Origin of the sequence: Paraburkholderia sp. BR14374, from assembly GCF_040948685.1 — a bacterium.
GTDB classification, from domain to species: Bacteria; Pseudomonadota; Gammaproteobacteria; order Burkholderiales; family Burkholderiaceae; genus Paraburkholderia; species Paraburkholderia youngii.
Genome location: NZ_JBFPKF010000004.1, coordinates 539,899 through 557,334 on the forward strand (window position 1 = coordinate 539,899; position 17,436 = coordinate 557,334).

Consider the following 17,436-nt stretch of genomic DNA (forward strand, 5'->3'; position numbering starts at 1 on the left):
AACGTAAAGCCGCCCGTTTCACGCATCGCGCCGACGCGGCCTGTCCGCCAGCAACGTGCGCTGCGTGCGATAGAAGATCCGCGGCGGCACGTTCGGCGAGTCTTCTGCGAGACGGTCGAGTTCGGTACGGATCCCGGTGAGGTAATGCGCTTCGCGCGCATCGGCGTCGCCGGCAAACACCGCTTCGAGCCGCCGGCGCACCGCGCCATAGCGCGCACCGGCCGCGCGATGCTTCTCGGCACGCTCCGCGTAGCGCAGGAACGTTTGCAACGCCGCGGAAATCGCCGCCGTCACGCTGACGAGCCCAACGAATATCCGCATCTCGAAGGACACCGGCGGCACGCTCAACGATGCGAACACCGCCGTCCCGACGAACGCGGTCAGCGCGGTCACGAGCCAGCCCATGCGGCGCTCGCGCGCCGACAGCAGATCCGCCATGTCGTAATGGCTCATCTGCGATTCGCGCGCGCGGCGAATCCATTTCAACAGCAACTCGGTTTCGTCGACGGGCGGCTCGTAGGCGGGCAGGGTCGTCATCGTTCAGTGGTCGGCACGCACATCAATCGTAGGAAAACGAGCTGCCGAACTTCTCGATCCGCTCCAGCGCCATGCCCGAGCCGCGGACGACGCAGGTCAGCGGCGCCTCGGCGACGAACACCGGCAGGCCGGTTTCCTCGGCGAGCAGACGGTCGAGATCGCGCAGCAGCGCGCCGCCGCCGGCGAGCGTGATGCCGCGCTCGGCGATGTCCGCGCCGAGTTCCGGCGGCGTCTGTTCCAGTGCGATCTTCACCGACGAGACGATCTGATTCAGCGGATCGGTCAGCGCTTCGAGAATTTCGTTGCTCGACACCGTGAAGCTGCGCGGAATGCCCTCGGACATGTTGCGGCCTTTGACTTCCATCTCCATGACCTCGGAGCCCGGAAACGCTGAGCCGATTTCCTTCTTGATCGCCTCGGCGGTCTGCTCGCCGATCAGCATGCCGTAGTTGCGGCGGATGTAGTTGACGATGGCGTCGTCGAACTTGTCGCCGCCGACGCGCACCGAGCCCTTGTACACGATGCCGCCGAGCGAGATCACGCCGACCTCGGTGGTGCCGCCGCCGATATCGACGACCATCGAGCCGGTCGCATCCGACACCGGCAGGCCGGCGCCCGTCGCGGCGGCCATCGGTTCCTCGATCAGATAGACCTGCGAGGCGCCCGCGCTATGCGCGGCCTCCTTGATCGCGCGACGCTCGACCTGGGTCGAACCGCATGGCACGCAGATGATGATGCGCGGCGATGGTGCAAAAAGCCGCGCCTCGTGCGCCATCTGGATGAAGCGCTTGATCATCTGCTGGGTGATGTTGAAATCGGCGATCACGCCGTCTTTCATCGGCCGGATCGCCTCGATGTTGCCCGGCACCTTGCCGAGCATCTGCTTCGCTTCGCGGCCCACGGCGAGGATGATCTTCTTGCCGTTCGGCCCGCCTTCCTGGCGGATCGACACGACCGACGGCTCGTCGAGAACGATGCCCTTGCCGCGCATGTAGATCAGCGTGTTCGACGTGCCGAGGTCGATCGCGAGGTCGTTGGAAAAGTAGCCGCGCAGAAAACCGAACATGCGTATTCCTGTCTTTGCGAAGGCGGGCGCGCGAGCGCCGCCGGGAGCTTGTCGGGGTCTGCCGCTTGCACGCGGCGGGCGGCCAGAGCGGCCGTGCGACAGCAAGAATAGCAGTTTATCGACGGCCGCGGCCGCACTATCGTTGGCTATCTGCCGCTCGCCGGACCCAGCCGCGCCGCGATCGTGCGGCATGCCGCAAGCAGCGGCTCTATGTAGGTAGCTTGCACATCGTCGCGACGGCGGAAGGTCGGCATGCTGATGCTCACGCAGCCGGCCGCGCGGCCGTCCGGGCCGAGAATCGCGGCGCCGTAGCAGCAGATCGATGCTTCGTTCTCCTCGCGATCCTCCGCGTAGCCGCGTTGCGCGGTCGCATCGATCTCGCGGCGCACGGCGTCGAGGTCGGTCAGCGTGTGCTCGGTGAAACGCGCGAGCGGCGCGTTCTTCAGCAGCGCCTCGCGCTCGGGCAACGTGAGTGTCGCCAGATACGCCTTGCCGACCGAGCTCGACGTCAGCGACACGCGCGTGCCGATGCGCGAGGCCATGCGCACCGCGTGCGGGCTTTCGAGCTTTTCGATGTAGACCATCTCGCCCTGACTCGGCACCGCGAGGTGGATCGTCTCCGACGTGAGGTCGCGCAACGCCATCAACGCATCGACGGCCGCGAGCCGCAGGTCCGAGCGCTCCCAGCTATGGCTCGCGAGATTGATCAGGCGCGCTCCGAGGCCGAAGGTGTTGCCGCTGCCGCTCGCGATGATCAGCCCTTCGGCCTGCAATGCGGCGACGATGCGATGCACGGTCGGGCGAGGATAGCCGCTCGCCGCGCTCAGTTTTGCGACGTTGGGCGGAGTTGGCGCATCGGCGATCAGTTGCAGCACCGCGATGAACTTCGAGAACGCGGCGGCGCCGGCGACAGCCTTGGAGTCGGTCTTGTTTTCAGCGTGCCGGACGGCATCATGGCGGGCCGGGCCAGCGCGCGAAGAGGGTTTGGAAGCGGAACTGGACATTACACGGAGGCAGGGCAGGGGTACGCAATTATGCCTTTATCGATGGCCCCAATCGACGGTGACGCCGCTTCACGCAACGACTCGCTCACGCGACCAGATACCCGCCGTCGACCGGCACGATCGCGCCCGTCATGAACGACGCCGCCGGCGTGCAGAGGAACACCGCGACCTGCGCGACTTCTTCCGGCGTGCCCCAGCGTCGCAGCGGTGTACGCTCGAGAATCGCCTGCGAGCGGCCAGCGTCGTCCTGCAACGCCTGGGTGAGCGGCGTTGCGATCCAGCCCGGCGCAACCGCATTGACGCGAATGCCGTCGGCCGCATACGCGATCGCGAGCGACTTCGTTAGCTGCGCCACCGCGCCCTTGCTCGCGCTATAGGCGGGCACGAGACCGCCGCCGAAAAAACTCAGCATCGACGCCGTGTTCACGATGCAGCCCGCCGATGCCTTCAGCAAGTCGCGCCCGGCCGCGCACACCCGCATCGTGCCGTTCAGATTGATATCCATCACGCGTTCGAACACGTCGAGCCGATGTTCTTCGACGCGGCTGATCACGCCCGCGCAGTTGACCACGATGTCGAGACGCTCGAGCGCGTTAACCGCTGCGCTTACCGCCTCGGCCGAGCGCACGTCCAGCGTGACGCGCGGAATTTCGCGATCGAGCGTATCCGCTGCGCGTTCGGGCAGCGGCAAACCGGCGGCCACCGTGTGCGCCCCGAGTTGCGCGAGCGCGTTGGCGATTGCCGCGCCGATGCCGGACAAGCCGCCGGTCACGAGCGCGGTCTTGCCTTCGAGTAGCTGATTCTGGAATGTCATGTGAGAAGCCGCGTCAGGTGGGTTGGGTCTCGATCGAGGTCGCAAGCGGCGCGGGCGCGACTTCCTTGACGACGAACAGATAGACGAGCGCCGCCGCGAACGCAACCGCCGCGCTGATCAAGAGCGCGTTGACGAACGAATGCGTCTGATCGACGACGATGCCGGTGATCACGGGCGCGAACGAGCCGCCCAGATAGCCGCCGAAGTTCTGCATGCTGCCGAGCGACGCCACCAGATGGCGCGGCGCGGCGACGCTGACGAGCGCCCATGCGCTGCCGCTCGACAGGTTCACGAACAGCATCGCGAGCGACACGTAGACGATCGCGAGCGTCGTGCTCGGCGTGTAGGCGGCCGGCACCGTGAACGCGGCCGCGCCGACGAGGCCGATGCACAGCGGCCACTTGCGGCTGCGGATCGGCGCCATGCCGCGCTTCAATAGATAGTCGGCGATCACGCCGCTGCTCGCCATGCCGATCGTGCCGAACACATAGGGAATCGCGACGAGCCAGCCGGTGTGCGCGATGCTCAAATGACGCTCGCGCTCCAGATAGCCGGGCAGCCAGGTCAGATAGAGCCACACCATGTAGATCACGCCCATGAAGCCGAAGATCATGCCCCACGTATTGCGCAGCTTGAACAGCGCGCCCCATTCGGACCAGCTGAGGCCCTGCGGGTTTTCCTGGGCGGTTGCGCCTTCGTTCAAATGCGCGGTTTCGGCTTCGGTCAGCGCGATTTCGCTGCGATTACGATAAACGACGTACCACGCAAGCGCGACGATGATGCCGACCACGCCCATGATGACGAACATCGTTCGCCATCCGAAGGCCAGCATCAGCACCGTGAGCAGCGGTGGCGCGATCATCGGCGCGATGGTGGATGACGAGATGAAGGTGCCAATCGGCGTGCCGCGCTCGCGTACCGCGAACCATTCGCTGACGACTTTCGCGCCGGCCGGAAAGAGCGGCGCCTCGGCGATGCCGAGCACGACCCGCGCGCTCAGGAAATGATTGAGCGTCTGGATGAAGCCGCCCGCGACCTGGGCGATCGACCATACGAGCATGCCGAGGCCGAGCATCACGCGCGAGCCGAAACGGTCGAGCAGTGCGCCGACCGGCAACTGCGCAAACGCATACGACAACGAGAACGCGGACAGCAGCAAGCCCATCTGCGATGCGGACAGATGCAATTCCTCGCTGACCAGGTGATTCGCGATCGACAGCGTGCTGCGGTCGAGATAATTGACGATGCCCGCAACCGTCAGGAAGACGACGGCGACCACCTGGATACGTTTCAGACGTTGCGACTTCTGAAGCATGCTTGTCTCCTGCGCAATGTGTCCTGCTGGGTGAGATGGTGTTGCTGTGACGCCTGGTATTGCAGAGTCGTTGGGCGCGTTGTTTACCGGATGAACTGATCGACATAGTCTTCGCCGAGTCCGACCGCCGTGTAGTGCTTGCGGCACATGTCGATCTTCGTGAACACGTCTTCGTATCCGGTGTGGTTGCCGTACGGATCGCAATAGAACATCACGCCGTTGACCTGGAAGTATGTGATCATTTCCTCGACGTCCTCGGGCACATACAAGGTATGCGTTTCGCCCGGCGGCTCGTACACATAGCTGCCTTCGGTTGCGACCCAATCATGTTCGAGATAGCGCCAGTGGCCCTTGAGCACCATGCCGTGCACGGCCTGCGGATGACGATGCCGGCTCAGCACACCCGAGCGGCGCACGCGCAGCAGATTCATCCAGTATCCCTGCGACGCGTTCAGGCACAGCGGACGGAACGACACGTTTTCGGCCTGCGGGACCCACACGCGTTCGTCGGCCGGAATCGCGAAGGGCACGACGATTTCCTTTTGCGCTTCCTTCGGGAACGGTAGCTGGTACGGCGTCAAATCGGATTGATTGGCCTCTGGCATGGGGAAATTCCTCGCGAAGTGTGCCAAAAGAACTTGATGTCCACATTGTGGATGCCAAGTCTACGATATGGTCATTATCGGAACCGGTTTCGGCGGGGTCAATCCTGGGGAAATCACTGGTCGGGCACGATAAGCCACTCATGAATTGATCCTCACACCGCGCGACAGATGCACGCGCAACTATGGCCACGAGCGCGCACGACGCGCAAATAACCCACAAATCAAGGCTTCTTCGGCTGTTCTGATCGAGCACCATCTTTAAGCCTTGTTTAAGAGGAGGCCACTACATTACGCATCCATCTCGAAATTTTCGGCAATATTCCCTTGACTATGACCACGAAAAAATACTGGAGCGGTAGCGCTGCGATTTGCGTAGTACTCGCCTTTGGCGGCGCGTATGCACTGAGCCATCGCAATGCCGATGCGTCCGTGAGCGACACGCAGGGCTCGACGTCGTCGCTGCACGCGGTGTCCGATATCGTCGGCTCGCGCTCGTCGGCGCCCGACTTCTCCAGCATCGTCACGCGCTATGGTCCGGCGGTCGTGCATATCGGCGTCAAGGAAGCCGCGTCGATCGACGAGAACGGTCAACGCAAGAGCGGCGGCGAAGCGCTCGGCTCGGGCTTCATCATCAGCCAGGACGGGTACATCCTGACCAACAATCACGTCGTCGACGGCGCGACCAGCGTGAGCGTGAAGCTCACCGACGGCCGTGAATTCCGCGCCCGCGTGATCGGCAAGGACAAGACCACCGACGTCGCCGTCGTCAAGATCGACGCGAACAATCTGCCGACGGTGAAGATCGGCAACCCGGACAGCAGCAAGGTCGGCGAATGGGTCGTAGCGATTGGCTCGCCCTACGGCTTCGACAGCACGGTGACTTCGGGCATCATCAGCGCGAAATCGCGCTCGATGTCCGACGATAGCCCGATCCCGTTCATCCAGACCGACGTGCCGGTCAATCCGGGCAACTCGGGTGGTCCGCTGTTCAATCTGAATGGCGAAGTGATCGGCATCAACTCGATGATCTACTCGCGCACTGGCGGCTTCCAGGGTCTGTCGTTCGCAATTCCGATCGATGCGGCGATGCATGTGAAAGACCAGCTCGTGAGCACTGGTCACGTGACTCGCGGCCGCATCGGCGTGGCCGTGCAGCCGCTCAGCGCCGACAAGGCGAAGGCGCTGGGCCTCGACTCCGCGGGCGGCGCACTGGTCGGCTCCGTCGATCCTAATGGTCCCGCGCACGCAGCCGGTCTGCGCCAGGGCGACGTGATCGTCGGCGTGAACGGCAAGCATATCGATAACACCAGGGAATTGGTCGGTCAGGTTGCGCAACTTTCGCCGGGCAGCAAAGCGACGATCAGCGTGTGGCGCAACGGCAGCGAAAACAAGCTGTCGGTGACGGTGGGCACGCAGCAAGCGTCGGACTTGGCGTCGGCCGAGCCGCGCGAAGAGCAGCAGCCCCAACCGCAGCAGCAAAACCGTCCGCGTCTGGGCGTCGCCGTGCGTCCGCTGTCCCGCGACGAACTCCAGCAAGCGCAGCTGCCGGGCGGCGTGGTGGTGCAGCAGGCCACCGGTCCGGCCGCCGAGGCAGGCATTCAGGCGGGCGACATCATCGTTGCCGTCGACGGCAAGGTGATTCGCGGCGTCGAGCAGTTGCGCCGCATGATCGCGCAGGCGGACGACAGCGTGTCCGTCACCGTGGTGCGCGATGGTGAACAGGCGTCGGTCGACGTGACGCTTGGCTGATGAGTAGAACCCGCCGGTGCAATGCCGGCGGCGGGCACGACGCGCTGATGCAGCGCGCGTGCCTCAGTTGGAAGGTTGGACCCCATCCGCGTGAGACGTGCTTTGCGATACGTCCGGCGGCTCGTCGGGTCCGCCCCCCAACGCGACGTAAAGCGACACGCCATTCTGCAAGGCCGTCGCCCGAAGCTGGATCAATTGCTGCTCGGCGGCAAACTGATTGCGTCGCGCATCCACAACCTCGAGATAGATCGAGATCCCGTTTTCGTAGCGCAGCTGCGCCGTTTCGGCGAGCTGCCGCTGCGCCTGCACCGCCTGTTCCTGCGCCGCGATCTGCTCCTTGTAGCGTTGTCGTGCGACCAATGCATCGGAGACCTCGCGAAACGCGTTCTGCACCGTGCGCTGATAGTCGGCGATCAGCTCGTCGCGCCGCGCGCGCGCCTGCGCGAGTTGCGCCTGGCGCTGTCCCGCATCGAAGATCGGCATGCCGACCAGCGCGCCGAACGACCACGCCTGCTTGGCCGGCACGAACAGATCGCCGAGTTCGGGCGACACATAACCGAAGCTGCCCGTCAGCGCGATGCGCGGGAAAAAGTCCGCGCGAGCGGCGCCGATGTCGGCGTTGGCCGCGCGCAGCTGCTGCTCGGCCTGCTGGATGTCCGGCCGGTCGAACAGCAACGCGGAGGGCAGGCCCGCATCGAGTTCGCGGAACTGCGCGGCGTCGGCGATAGGCGGCGCTTGCGGTAGCGCCTCATTCAGCGGCCCGCCGATCAGCACCTCGAGCAGATTGCGCTGCTGTGCCGTGGTTCGTTGCAGCTCCGCGAGCTGCGTTTGCGCCTGCGTGACGAGAATGGCGGCCTGGTCGTAATCGACCATCGAAGTGACGCCCGCGTCGAGCCGCATCTTCGCGACTTCCAGCGCGTAGCGCCGGCTGTCGAGCGTCTGTTGTGCGAGCGCGATGCCTTCTTCCCCCGAACGGATCGCATAGTAGTTCGACGCGACATTGCCGATCAGCGACAAACGAAACGCGTGCTGCGCGTCGACGGTGGCCAGATACCGGCGCCGCGCCGCTTCGCTGGTGTTGCGCACGCGCCCCCAGAAGTCGAGTTCGAACGACGTCACCGCGGCCTGCACGTTGTACTGGTTGAACTGCACCGAGATGTCAGTGTTGTCGAACTCGGGATCGATCGAACCGAGCGGCGCCTTCGTGCGGGTCGCAGCCGCGTTCGCATTGACCTGCGGCAAACGCGCGGCGTTCTGGATGCGATAGAACGCGCGCGCCTGCTCGATGCGCGCGACCGACGCGGCGAGATCGCGATTGTGCTCGAGCGCGGCCTCGATCAGCAGCTTCAGTTGCGGATCGGCGAAGAAGGTCTCCCAGTCGACTTCGCTTGCCAGATGCGCGGTGGCCGGATTGGCGATCTCCGTCGTGTCGAAATGATCGGCGATCGGCAGTGAGGGCTGCTGATACTTCGGCGCAAAGTTGCAGGCGGCGAGCGAGCAGCAGAAGAGGGGCAGCAGGCGCTTATGAAGGCACCGATGAAGGCTCTGACGAAGGCTCTTACGCATCGCGCTGCCCTCCACCCAATTCGCCCGGCGTGGCCGTTGGCCGATCGTCATCGTCCAGATCGACGCTGCGCTTCTTGCGGCTCAGCCAGCGACGCGCGGCCACATAGAACAGCGGCGTAAAGAAGATGCCGAACATCGTCGCGGTCAGCATGCTGCCCATCACGCCGGTGCCGACCGCGCGCCGGCTCGCAGCGCCCGCGCCGGTCGCAAGCACGAGCGGCAGCATGCCCAGCACGAACGTGACGCTAGTCATCAGAATAGGGCGCAGACGCTGCTGCGCGCCGTTCTTCGCGGCGGCCAGCGCGTCCTTTCCTGCGGCTTCCTCCTTGATCGCGAACTCGACGATCAGAATCGCGTTCTTCGCGGCAAGGCCGATGATCGTCACGAGGCCGATGTTGAAGTACACGTCCGCGGACAGTCCACGCAGCATCGTCAGCACTACCGCTCCGATAACGCCGAACGGGATGATCAGCAACACCGCGACCGGAATCGCCCAGCTCTCGTACAGCGCCGCGAGCAGCAGGAACACGACCACGAGCGACAACCCCAGCAGCATGCCGATCTGCCCGCTCGCCTGTTTTTCCTCGAACGCGGTGCCGGTCCATTCGTAGCTCAGGCTGCCGGTCAACACGCGCGACGCGATGCGTTCCATCTCGGCGATCGCCGCGCCGCTCGAACGGCCGGGCGCGGCCTGCCCCGACAGCGTCGCGGACGGAAAGCCGTTATAGCGTTCGAGCTGCTGCGGCCCGGAAATCCAGCGCACGTGCGAGAACGCCGAGAACGGCACCATCTCGCCGCGGTTGTTGCGCAGGCGCAGCGCGCTCACGTCCTCGGCGCGCATGCGTTGTTCGGCGTCCGCCTGCAACAGCACGCGCAGCACGTTGCCCTCGAACACGAAGTCGTTCACGTAGTTCGAACCGAACGTCAGCGCAAGCGCCTGGTTCACCTGGCCGATCTGCAGACCGAGCGCGCGCGCCTTCACGCGGTCGATCTCGACATACAGTTGCGGCGCCTCCGGCATGCCCTCGGCGCGCACGCCGGCGAGAAGAGGGCTTTGCGACGCCTCGATCATCATGCGCCGCGCGGCCTGTTGCAGCGCTTCGCCGCCGACGCCGCTGCGATCCTGGATCTTCATCGTGAAGCCGGTCGCGGTGCCGAGCGACGGAATCGGCGGCGGATCGAGCGCAAAAATGATCGCCTCGGGAATCTGCCGGAACGCGGCGTTCGCGCGACGCACCAGCGCGCTCGCCGAATTCTCCTCGCCCGAGCGCTCGTCCCACGGCTTCAGATCGACGAACGACAGCGCCGCCGATTGCCCCTGGCCGAAGAAGCTGAAGCCCGTCACGGATGCGACGTTGCGCACCTGCGGCTGCGTTCGCAGAAACGCCTCGACCTGATCGATTGCGCGCTGCGTGCGCTGGTCGGTGGAACCCGGCGGCCCGGTATAGGTGACGAAAATGTATCCCTGGTCCTCGGTCGGCAGAAAGCCGGTCGGCAGCCGCGTGAAGAAAAACGCGGTGATTGCGCAGGCCGCGACGAACACCAGCAGCCAGCGCAGCGGCGAGCGCAACATCGCATCGACGCCGCCGATATAGCGCGTGGTGCCCGCGTCGAGCCCGCGATTGAAGCCGCCGAACACGCCGTGCAGCAGACGTGAGGCCGGGTTCTTCGGCCGTTGCTTTGACGCCGCCTCGCTGCGCAGCATCGCCGCGCACAACGCTGCGCCGAGTGTCAGCGCCAGCACCGTCGACAGCAGGATCGACACCGCGAGCGTGACCGAAAACTGCCGGTAGATGCCGCCCGTCGAGCCCGGAAAGAACGCCATCGGAATGAACACCGCGACGAGCACCAGCGTGCTCGCGATCGCCGCGCCCGAAATCTGCCCGATTGCTTTCACCGTTGCGCGCGGCGCGCCGAGCCCTTCCTCGCGCATGATGCGCGCGACGTTTTCGACGACGACGATCGCGTCGTCGTTGAGAATACCGATCGCGACCACCATGCCGAACAGCGACAGAATGTTGATCGACAGCCCGAACAGAAAGAGCCCTGCGCAGGTGCCGATCAGCGCGATCGGCACGACGATCGTCGGGATCACGGTCGCGCGCCAGTCCTGCAGGAACAGGAACACCACGACCGTCACGAGCAGCAGCGCCTCGACCATCGTGCGGATCACGCCCTGCACTGAGGTCGTGATGAACGGCGTGGTGTCGAACGGCACGGTCCACGTGACGCCGCGCGGGAAGATCGGCTGCAATTCGCGCATGCGCTGGCGCACCGCGTTGGCGACCGCGAGCGCATTCGCGCCGCTCGCGAGCTGGATCGCGATGCCGGCCGACACCTTGCCGTTGACGGTGAGCCGGTTGCCATAGCTGTCGTTGCCGAGTTCGACGCGCGCGACGTCTCCGACCCGCACGGTCGAGCCATCCGGATTCGCGCGCACGATGATTTCGCGGAACTGCTCAGGCGTCGTGAAGCGGCTTTGCGTGACGATCTGCGCGGTGAATTCGGAGCCAGGCGCGATCGGCTGATCGCCAAGGCCGCCGCCGGCGGTCTGGCTGTTCTGCTCCTGGATCGCCTGCAGCACCTCGCTTGCCGACAGACCAAAGCCCGCGAGCTTGCGCGGATCGATCCAGATCCGCATCGCGTACGACGAGCCGAATAGCTGTACATCGCCGACGCCGTCGATCCGGCGCAACTCGTTGACGATGTTGTTCGACGCGAAGTTGCCCATCGCGACGGCGCTGGTGGAGCTGTCGATCGCCTGCAGTGCAAGCAGCATCAGAAAGCCCGACGACGCCTTCGTCACGCGCACGCCGACCTGCCGGACTTCGAGCGGCAGGCGCGGCTCGACGCGGCTCAGACGGTCCTGCACCTGGCTGCGCGCGACGTCGAGATCGGTGCCGGGCTTCAGCACCACGGTGATCTGCATCGTGCCGTTCGAGCGGCTCACCGACGACATGTACAGGAAATTGTCGATGCCGTTCATCTCGTCTTCGACGATCGACGTGACGGTACGCTCGAGCGTGTTCGCGTCGGCGCCGCTGTACACCGCGGTGATGCTGAGCGACGGCGGGGCGACGTCGGGGTACTGCTCGACCGGCAGCAGCGCGAGCGCGATCGCGCCGAACAGCACGATGAACAGCGCGATGACCCACGCGAAAACCGGCCGGGCGACGAAGAATCGATTCATCGGGCCGCCCGTCAGTGCGCGGCAGAAGCGGGGGCGGCGGGCTTGGCCAACTGCGCGGCCGGCTGCGCCGCCGGCGAAGCATCGGGCGCGGGCCGCGCGTCGACATGCTGACCCGGTTGCACCTTCTGCCAGCCGTCGACGATCAGGCGCTCGCCGGGCTTCAAACCACCGCGCACGGTCCAGCGTCCTTCGCCCTGTTCGCCTAGATCGATGTTGCGGCGAACCACGGTGCCGTCGTCGGCGACCAGCGCGACGCTCGCAACGCCGTTGTCGAGTTGCACCGCCCGCTCGGGAATACGGATGCCCTGCAGAGTGCCCGCCGCGATGATGCGCCCGCGCACGAACTGCCCCGGCAACAGCGTGCGGTCCGGATTCGCGAAACGCGCGCGCACCGTCTGCGTGCCGGTCGACGGATCGATGACGAGATCGGCGAAGTCGAGAAAACCGCGCTCGTTGTAGATCTGGCCGTTGGCGAGGATCAGTTGCACCTCGACGTGCTTCATGCTGGTCGGCTGGCGCGCGCCCGACTGGATCTGCTGCTCGACATCGAGCATCACGGTATTCGACTGCGTGAACACCGCGTTGATCGGCGTCAGCTGATTGACCTGCGTGAGCAGCGTGGCCGCGCCCGCGCTGACGAGCGCGCCTTCGGTGACGAGCGCGCGGCCCGCGCGCCCGGCGATCGGCGTGCGTATGATGCAGCGATCCAGCCGCAGTTGCGCAAGCGCAACCGCGGCTTGCGCATCGGAGACATTGGCCTGGGCCTGCTGCATCGTCGCGAGCGCGGCGTCATATTCCTGCGCGCTGACCGCATGACGGCCGACGAGCGGCTTGAACCGCTCCACGACCGACGCCGCGTTGTCTCGCACGGCGGTCGCGCGCGTGAGCGCGGCCTGCGCCTGCTGCAACTGCGCGCGATAGTCGCTCGCGTCGATCTGGAAGAGCGGGGCGTTGGCCGGCAGGTCAGTGCCTTCCTGATACAGCGTGCGCTCGACGATGCCATCGACGCGCGCGCGAATCTCGGCGGTGCGCACGGCCTCGATGCGGCCCGGCAACTCGACGACATCGGCGACAGGGGTGGTGGAAACCGTTTCGACCAGCACGGGAACCGACGGCGGCATCGACGCGGCGGTGGGAGTCTGCGACCGGTCGTTGCAGGCGGCAAGCAGGAACGGCAAACCGGTGATCAGCAGCGATACGGCACGACTACGCAGGCGGAATGCGAAGCAAGGCAAGAGAAACTCCTTTGATCAAGGCAGTCTTTTTTGCGCGTGAGATCGGTGACGGTTTTTCCGGTTTGCGGTCGAATTAATTATTCGGAACGAGTGTGGGCGCGTTAATGCGCGGGAAAATATTTCCGTTGATCCTACCGTGTCTGGGTGGCTTGTCAATTTATTCTTGGCGTCGCGACTGGGAAGGGCTTGCCGCTCGCAAGCGAGACAGCGCGTGGGTTGCCGAACAGAGACGCAGCGCGCATGTCCAAAGAGACCGCCAGGTTGAATGGCAATCGTCAATTACATGTCAATTACCATCCAGCAATCGCCGCTATTTAAAGGCATGCAATTGTCACCCAATAACAGTCACGTACGCTTGCGCTCAGGATGGCGCAACACCGAATGCTTGCGGCCGTATGACAGATAAATCGTCATGCCGATCACGAGCCACACGACGAGCCGCAGCCACGTGACGAGCGGCAGGCCGACCATCAGCAGCAGGCAGAACAGGATGCCGAGCACTGGCACGACCGGTACGCCCGGCGCCCGGAATGGACGCGCCGCCTCGGAGTCGCTGCGCCGCAGATAGATCACCGCGCCGCACACGAGCACGAATGCGAACAGCGTGCCGATGCTGACCATCTCGCCGAGCACGCCGATCGGCGTCAGCGCAGAGACGATCGCGACGACCGTACCGATCAGGATCTGGCTCAGATAAGGTGTGTGCAGACGCAGATGCACCTTCGCGAAAAAGTGCGGCAACAGACCGTCTTGCGACATCGTGAAGAAGATGCGGCTTTGTCCATAGAGCAGCACGAGTATCACGGTGGTCAGCCCCGTCAACGCGCCGATTTTGATCAGTATCGCGAACCACGTGAGCCCGATCGTGTCGACGCCCTTGGCGATCGGATCGGGAACGTTCAGCTCGGTATAGGGAACGAGGCCGGTCAGCACGGCGGCGACGAGGATGTACAGCACCGTGCAGATGATCAGCGAGCCGAGAATGCCGATCGGCATGTCGCGCTGCGGCTGTCGCGCCTCCTGCGCGGCGGTGGACACCGCATCGAAGCCGATGAACGCGAAGAACACCACGGCCGAGCCGCGCAGAATGCCGCTCATGCCGAAACTGCCGAACTGCCCGGTATTGGCAGGAATGAACGGATGCCAGTGTTCCGGCTTGATGAAAAACAGGCCGATCGCGATAAACGTGACCACCACGGTCAGCTTGACCGCGACCATCACGTTGTTCAGGCGCGCCGATTCCTTGGTCCCCAACACGAGCAACGTGGTCAGGATCGCGATGATCACCACCGCCGGCAGGTTGATCACGCCGGTGACCGTCGAGCCGTCGGCCAGTTTGACGACGGTGCCGGGGGCGGCGGCGAGGGCAGGTGGAATGTCGATACCGACATTGCGCAACAGGCTCACGATATAGCCGGACCAGCCGACCGCGACGGTCGCGGCGCCCATCGCGTACTCGAGGATCAGGTCCCAGCCGATGATCCACGCGAAGATTTCGCCGAGCGTCGCATATGTGTACGTGTAGCTGCTGCCGCATACGGGCAGCATCGCCGCGAGCTCCGAATAGCACAGGCCGACGAACGCGCACGCGATGCCGCCCAGGATGAACGACAGCGTGATGGCCGGGCCCGCGAACTGCGCGGCGGCGGTCCCCGTCAGCACGAAGATGCCGGCGCCGATGATCGCGCCGATGCCCATCGCGGTGATACTCGTCGCGCCCAGCGTTTTCGACAGATGGCGGCCTTCTTCGACGTCGGCGCTGGCGACGATCTCAGCGACGGTTTTGCGTGCCATGTAACCGGTATCGGCCATGATGAGTCGTCCCTTTTTCAGTGTTGATTAGGCACGAACCGGTCAGACTGTCATCGGCTCGCGGAGCACGACAAAAACATCCGTCGCCGCGCACGGCAACGGTCACGGCAAGTGCGAAGAAAGCGTCTAACGGAAAAAGTCTGAATTCAGTCTATGCCGGATTAAAAGCAAAGTGAAATCGGCTTGCTTTGTCGGGGCGACAGGGCAGTGGCATGGCTGGCGCGCGCAGCAGCGGGCGTGCTGCGGGCCGATGTGCAATCTCAGCCGATCCTCCCGCGCCGCAGCACGCCGCTCAGGCCGAGCGTGTGACCGGGGTCGTAGTAGTGAATCAGGAGCGTGCGCCGCTGCCCGTTCTGTACGTCGAGGTTCGCATGCTGAAGCGCGAAGCCATTGAATTCGTAGACGCTGCCGGGTTTGACCGGGATGCGCTTGCAGTTGCCGACACGCAGGTCATGCAGGGTATGCCAGCTGCGCCAACTGAGCGGCAGGCTATGCAGGAAGCCATGACGCATCTTGCAGATCAGGTTGGTCAGCGTCGTGACCGACAGGCGCGGCTTGCAATACATCACGAGATCGCCGTTGTGAACGCCGTCGGGTGCGAGCTGAAGCGGAACCAGCAGCGTCAGCAGGTGCGAGTCGTAATGGCGGCAGTGGCTTTCCGCCAGCGAAGTCTTGCTCGCGCAGCGCAGTACGTGGAACGGCTCGGTCGGTAAATTTGTTTGCCCGATTTTGGCGGCCATCGCGCGCGCATTCGCGCAGATCGATTGCTCGAGTTCGCGAAAGGCCTGAGCGCGACGCAGTATCTCGGCGATTTTCGCGCCGGATTGCGAGCGCGGTGCGGTGGTGTCAAACAGATGGTCGATAAACTGGTTGATTTCGGCGATCGTCTCCTGGGGAATCACGTCATCAAAAGATTTCAAGGCGACGCTTTGGTCGATTCGAATCCGGTTAGTCTCAGTGTGCCCACGCACGTCTGTCAGGGTGTCCATAGCCCAGATTTCCATTCGTTTTTTGCTCTACAACCGTAATGAAAAATATTCTCTACTAGCCGCGCACAATGTTCGGCAGCGTACGTAAAGCCCTCAGGTGATTGATTCCGATCACTAAATCTGAAGTCGGATTTCTCTGACCGCTTTTCTAGATCACATTGCGAGAATTTGGAAATGGCTGCGACTGCGACGATGCGCGCCGGTGTTCAGAAACACGACATCTGAACTTTGGACTAACAGAATGGATGTTGATAATTTATCTTATGTCAAATGGCGTATCCGTCGAAGACAGCCACCACTGGGACACCGACGATGCCCAGCCACGATGGCGAGGCATCCAAAGCGCGCGTTTCTTTCATACCGCAATCGACACCCGGATGCTGGACGGTTCAGTAATCGTCAACAAGACTGCCTCGGCAATTTGATGTCAACCTTACCGCGCGCTCAATCAGATCCTTCACGACTTTACCATCCTCCACGCGGACCGGGAGATTCCATGCGCGCCATATACCGCAATTAGACAATCGTTAAATCCTTCTTGGTCCACCACGAGAATAAGCTTTCGACCGCTAACGCGAATACCGCTGTCGCTGCTCAAGCGGATTTTTAATCGTTGTCTATTGCATCGTGGCTCAGAGACGTTTCGCATATTCTCTCGAACCGCGAGCGTCTCGTCGCGTTCGGAGACTGCGCATGTGCTACGTGCATTTCGACGCGGCGTACGGACACAACGCGGTCGCCGCGTTCCCATTTGCCTCGGTCTGCGATGCATGTTCGAACACCCGCAGACGCTCGGCATCCGCAATCAGTCGTTTCTTGATCGTCGAGCGTCCCGCCGATCCGAAACCCATCACCTTTTCGTATTCATGCGGTCTGTCGTGCCTGAAACGATTAAAGAAGTCATCACCCGGCAGGCCGTTGTCGAGGCTCATCAGGCAGCCGTAGTCGAGCGACGCGCAATCGCTCAGCGAGCGCGCCGCGTCCGCCAACGCGCGATAACGGCTTTGCAACGGTTCGTCGCGACCGAAAAGCGCGTGCAGTTCCTGATAAGACACGAGTCTCTTGCGCCTGGCGGCACGCAATAGCATCGCGGCGATATCGCGGGTCCTATCCGTGTTCATTTCATTCTCCTTACCGCCTGCTGGCAGATGCCCAATGGCACCGATGAAGACGCCGGCCCCTTTGATCGATTTATGCGTATTGAGTCATAAAGTGCCCGGCGAAAAAGTATTTCCGGGTATTGAGCGAGGCAGTCAAATTAAGCAGATGGTTACTGGAGTCGCGATCAGCAACATTCTGCGCGAATGTCCCGTTTCGCTATAATCCGCCTGGAAAAGCGCCGCAAAACGGTTTTCAATCTTCCGAACCCATTTTTCGCAGATTTCCAGCGAACACCACCCTGCATCGAAAAAATGCATTCGAATTGCATTCGCAAAACAGAAATCCACGCATTCAAACGATTCAGTCTTCCGGCATGCCGCGCACACTGAGCAACCCCAGACACCAAGCTCTATGCGGTTAGGCGGTATTGGGGGCTATCGGCGCGAGCCAAGC

The 17,436-nt window shown here is 63.6% G+C and carries 13 protein-coding genes; 1 reads left to right on the top strand and 12 read right to left on the bottom strand.

Annotated features, from left to right (window positions below; genetic code table 11):
* Window positions 1–18: 18 nt before the first annotated feature.
* The 6 genes from AB3X86_RS12735 to AB3X86_RS12760 all read right to left on the bottom strand — a co-directional run bounded on the left by AB3X86_RS12735 (window position 19) and on the right by AB3X86_RS12760 (window position 5,341).
* Entirely contained in the window at window positions 19–537 is a 519-nt protein-coding gene (locus AB3X86_RS12735; RefSeq protein WP_176105924.1) for an SLATT domain-containing protein, read from the bottom strand.
* A gap of 22 nt (window positions 538–559) precedes the next feature.
* Complete coding sequence (locus AB3X86_RS12740; protein WP_176105923.1) at window positions 560–1,603, bottom strand: rod shape-determining protein; 1,044 nt, start codon at window positions 1,601–1,603, stop codon at window positions 560–562.
* 146 nt (window positions 1,604–1,749) lie between these two features.
* The gene (locus tag AB3X86_RS12745) at window positions 1,750–2,607 is read right to left on the bottom strand and encodes an IclR family transcriptional regulator (RefSeq protein WP_368596255.1); all 858 of its coding nucleotides are present in this window, start codon (window positions 2,605–2,607) and stop codon (window positions 1,750–1,752) included.
* Between the two features lie 85 nt (window positions 2,608–2,692).
* Window positions 2,693–3,421 (bottom strand): SDR family NAD(P)-dependent oxidoreductase, encoded by a 729-nt coding sequence (locus AB3X86_RS12750; protein ID WP_368596256.1) that lies wholly within the window; start codon window positions 3,419–3,421, stop codon window positions 2,693–2,695.
* Between the two features lie 13 nt (window positions 3,422–3,434).
* Window positions 3,435–4,736 carry an MFS transporter gene (locus AB3X86_RS12755; protein WP_176125739.1) on the bottom strand — a complete coding sequence of 434 codons (1,302 nt, stop codon included), beginning with the start codon at window positions 4,734–4,736 and terminating at the stop codon, window positions 3,435–3,437.
* A gap of 83 nt (window positions 4,737–4,819) precedes the next feature.
* Window positions 4,820–5,341 carry a 2,4'-dihydroxyacetophenone dioxygenase family protein gene (locus AB3X86_RS12760; protein ID WP_176381472.1) on the bottom strand — a complete coding sequence of 174 codons (522 nt, stop codon included), beginning with the start codon at window positions 5,339–5,341 and terminating at the stop codon, window positions 4,820–4,822.
* A gap of 330 nt (window positions 5,342–5,671) precedes the next feature.
* Here AB3X86_RS12760 and AB3X86_RS12765 point away from each other — a divergent pair, with 330 nt between their 5' ends.
* Window positions 5,672–7,090 carry a Do family serine endopeptidase gene (locus tag AB3X86_RS12765; RefSeq protein ID WP_368596257.1) on the top strand — a complete coding sequence of 473 codons (1,419 nt, stop codon included), beginning with the start codon at window positions 5,672–5,674 and terminating at the stop codon, window positions 7,088–7,090.
* A gap of 63 nt (window positions 7,091–7,153) precedes the next feature.
* On the opposite strand, the gene AB3X86_RS12770 is transcribed toward AB3X86_RS12765, so the two are convergent.
* From AB3X86_RS12770 to AB3X86_RS12795, 6 genes are all read right to left on the bottom strand, one after another.
* On the bottom strand, window positions 7,154–8,656 hold the full coding sequence (locus tag AB3X86_RS12770; protein ID WP_368596258.1) for an efflux transporter outer membrane subunit: 1,503 nt from the start codon (window positions 8,654–8,656) through the stop codon (window positions 7,154–7,156).
* On the bottom strand, window positions 8,649–11,846 hold the full coding sequence (locus AB3X86_RS12775) for a multidrug efflux RND transporter permease subunit (RefSeq protein ID WP_368596259.1): 3,198 nt from the start codon (window positions 11,844–11,846) through the stop codon (window positions 8,649–8,651). The genes AB3X86_RS12770 and AB3X86_RS12775 overlap by 8 nt, the downstream gene beginning before the upstream one ends.
* An 11-nt stretch (window positions 11,847–11,857) precedes the next feature.
* Complete coding sequence (locus AB3X86_RS12780) at window positions 11,858–13,081, bottom strand: efflux RND transporter periplasmic adaptor subunit (RefSeq protein ID WP_368596260.1); 1,224 nt, start codon at window positions 13,079–13,081, stop codon at window positions 11,858–11,860.
* A 345-nt stretch (window positions 13,082–13,426) separates the two neighbouring features.
* Complete coding sequence (locus AB3X86_RS12785; RefSeq protein ID WP_368596261.1) at window positions 13,427–14,893, bottom strand: amino acid permease; 1,467 nt, start codon at window positions 14,891–14,893, stop codon at window positions 13,427–13,429.
* Window positions 14,894–15,153: 260 nt separating this feature from the next.
* Window positions 15,154–15,813 (bottom strand): hypothetical protein, encoded by a 660-nt coding sequence (locus AB3X86_RS12790; protein WP_255208910.1) that lies wholly within the window; start codon window positions 15,811–15,813, stop codon window positions 15,154–15,156.
* 767 nt (window positions 15,814–16,580) lie between these two features.
* Window positions 16,581–17,003: a hypothetical protein gene (locus AB3X86_RS12795; RefSeq protein ID WP_368596262.1), complete on the bottom strand. Its 423-nt coding sequence runs from the start codon at window positions 17,001–17,003 to the stop codon at window positions 16,581–16,583.
* Window positions 17,004–17,436: the final 433 nt, after the last annotated feature.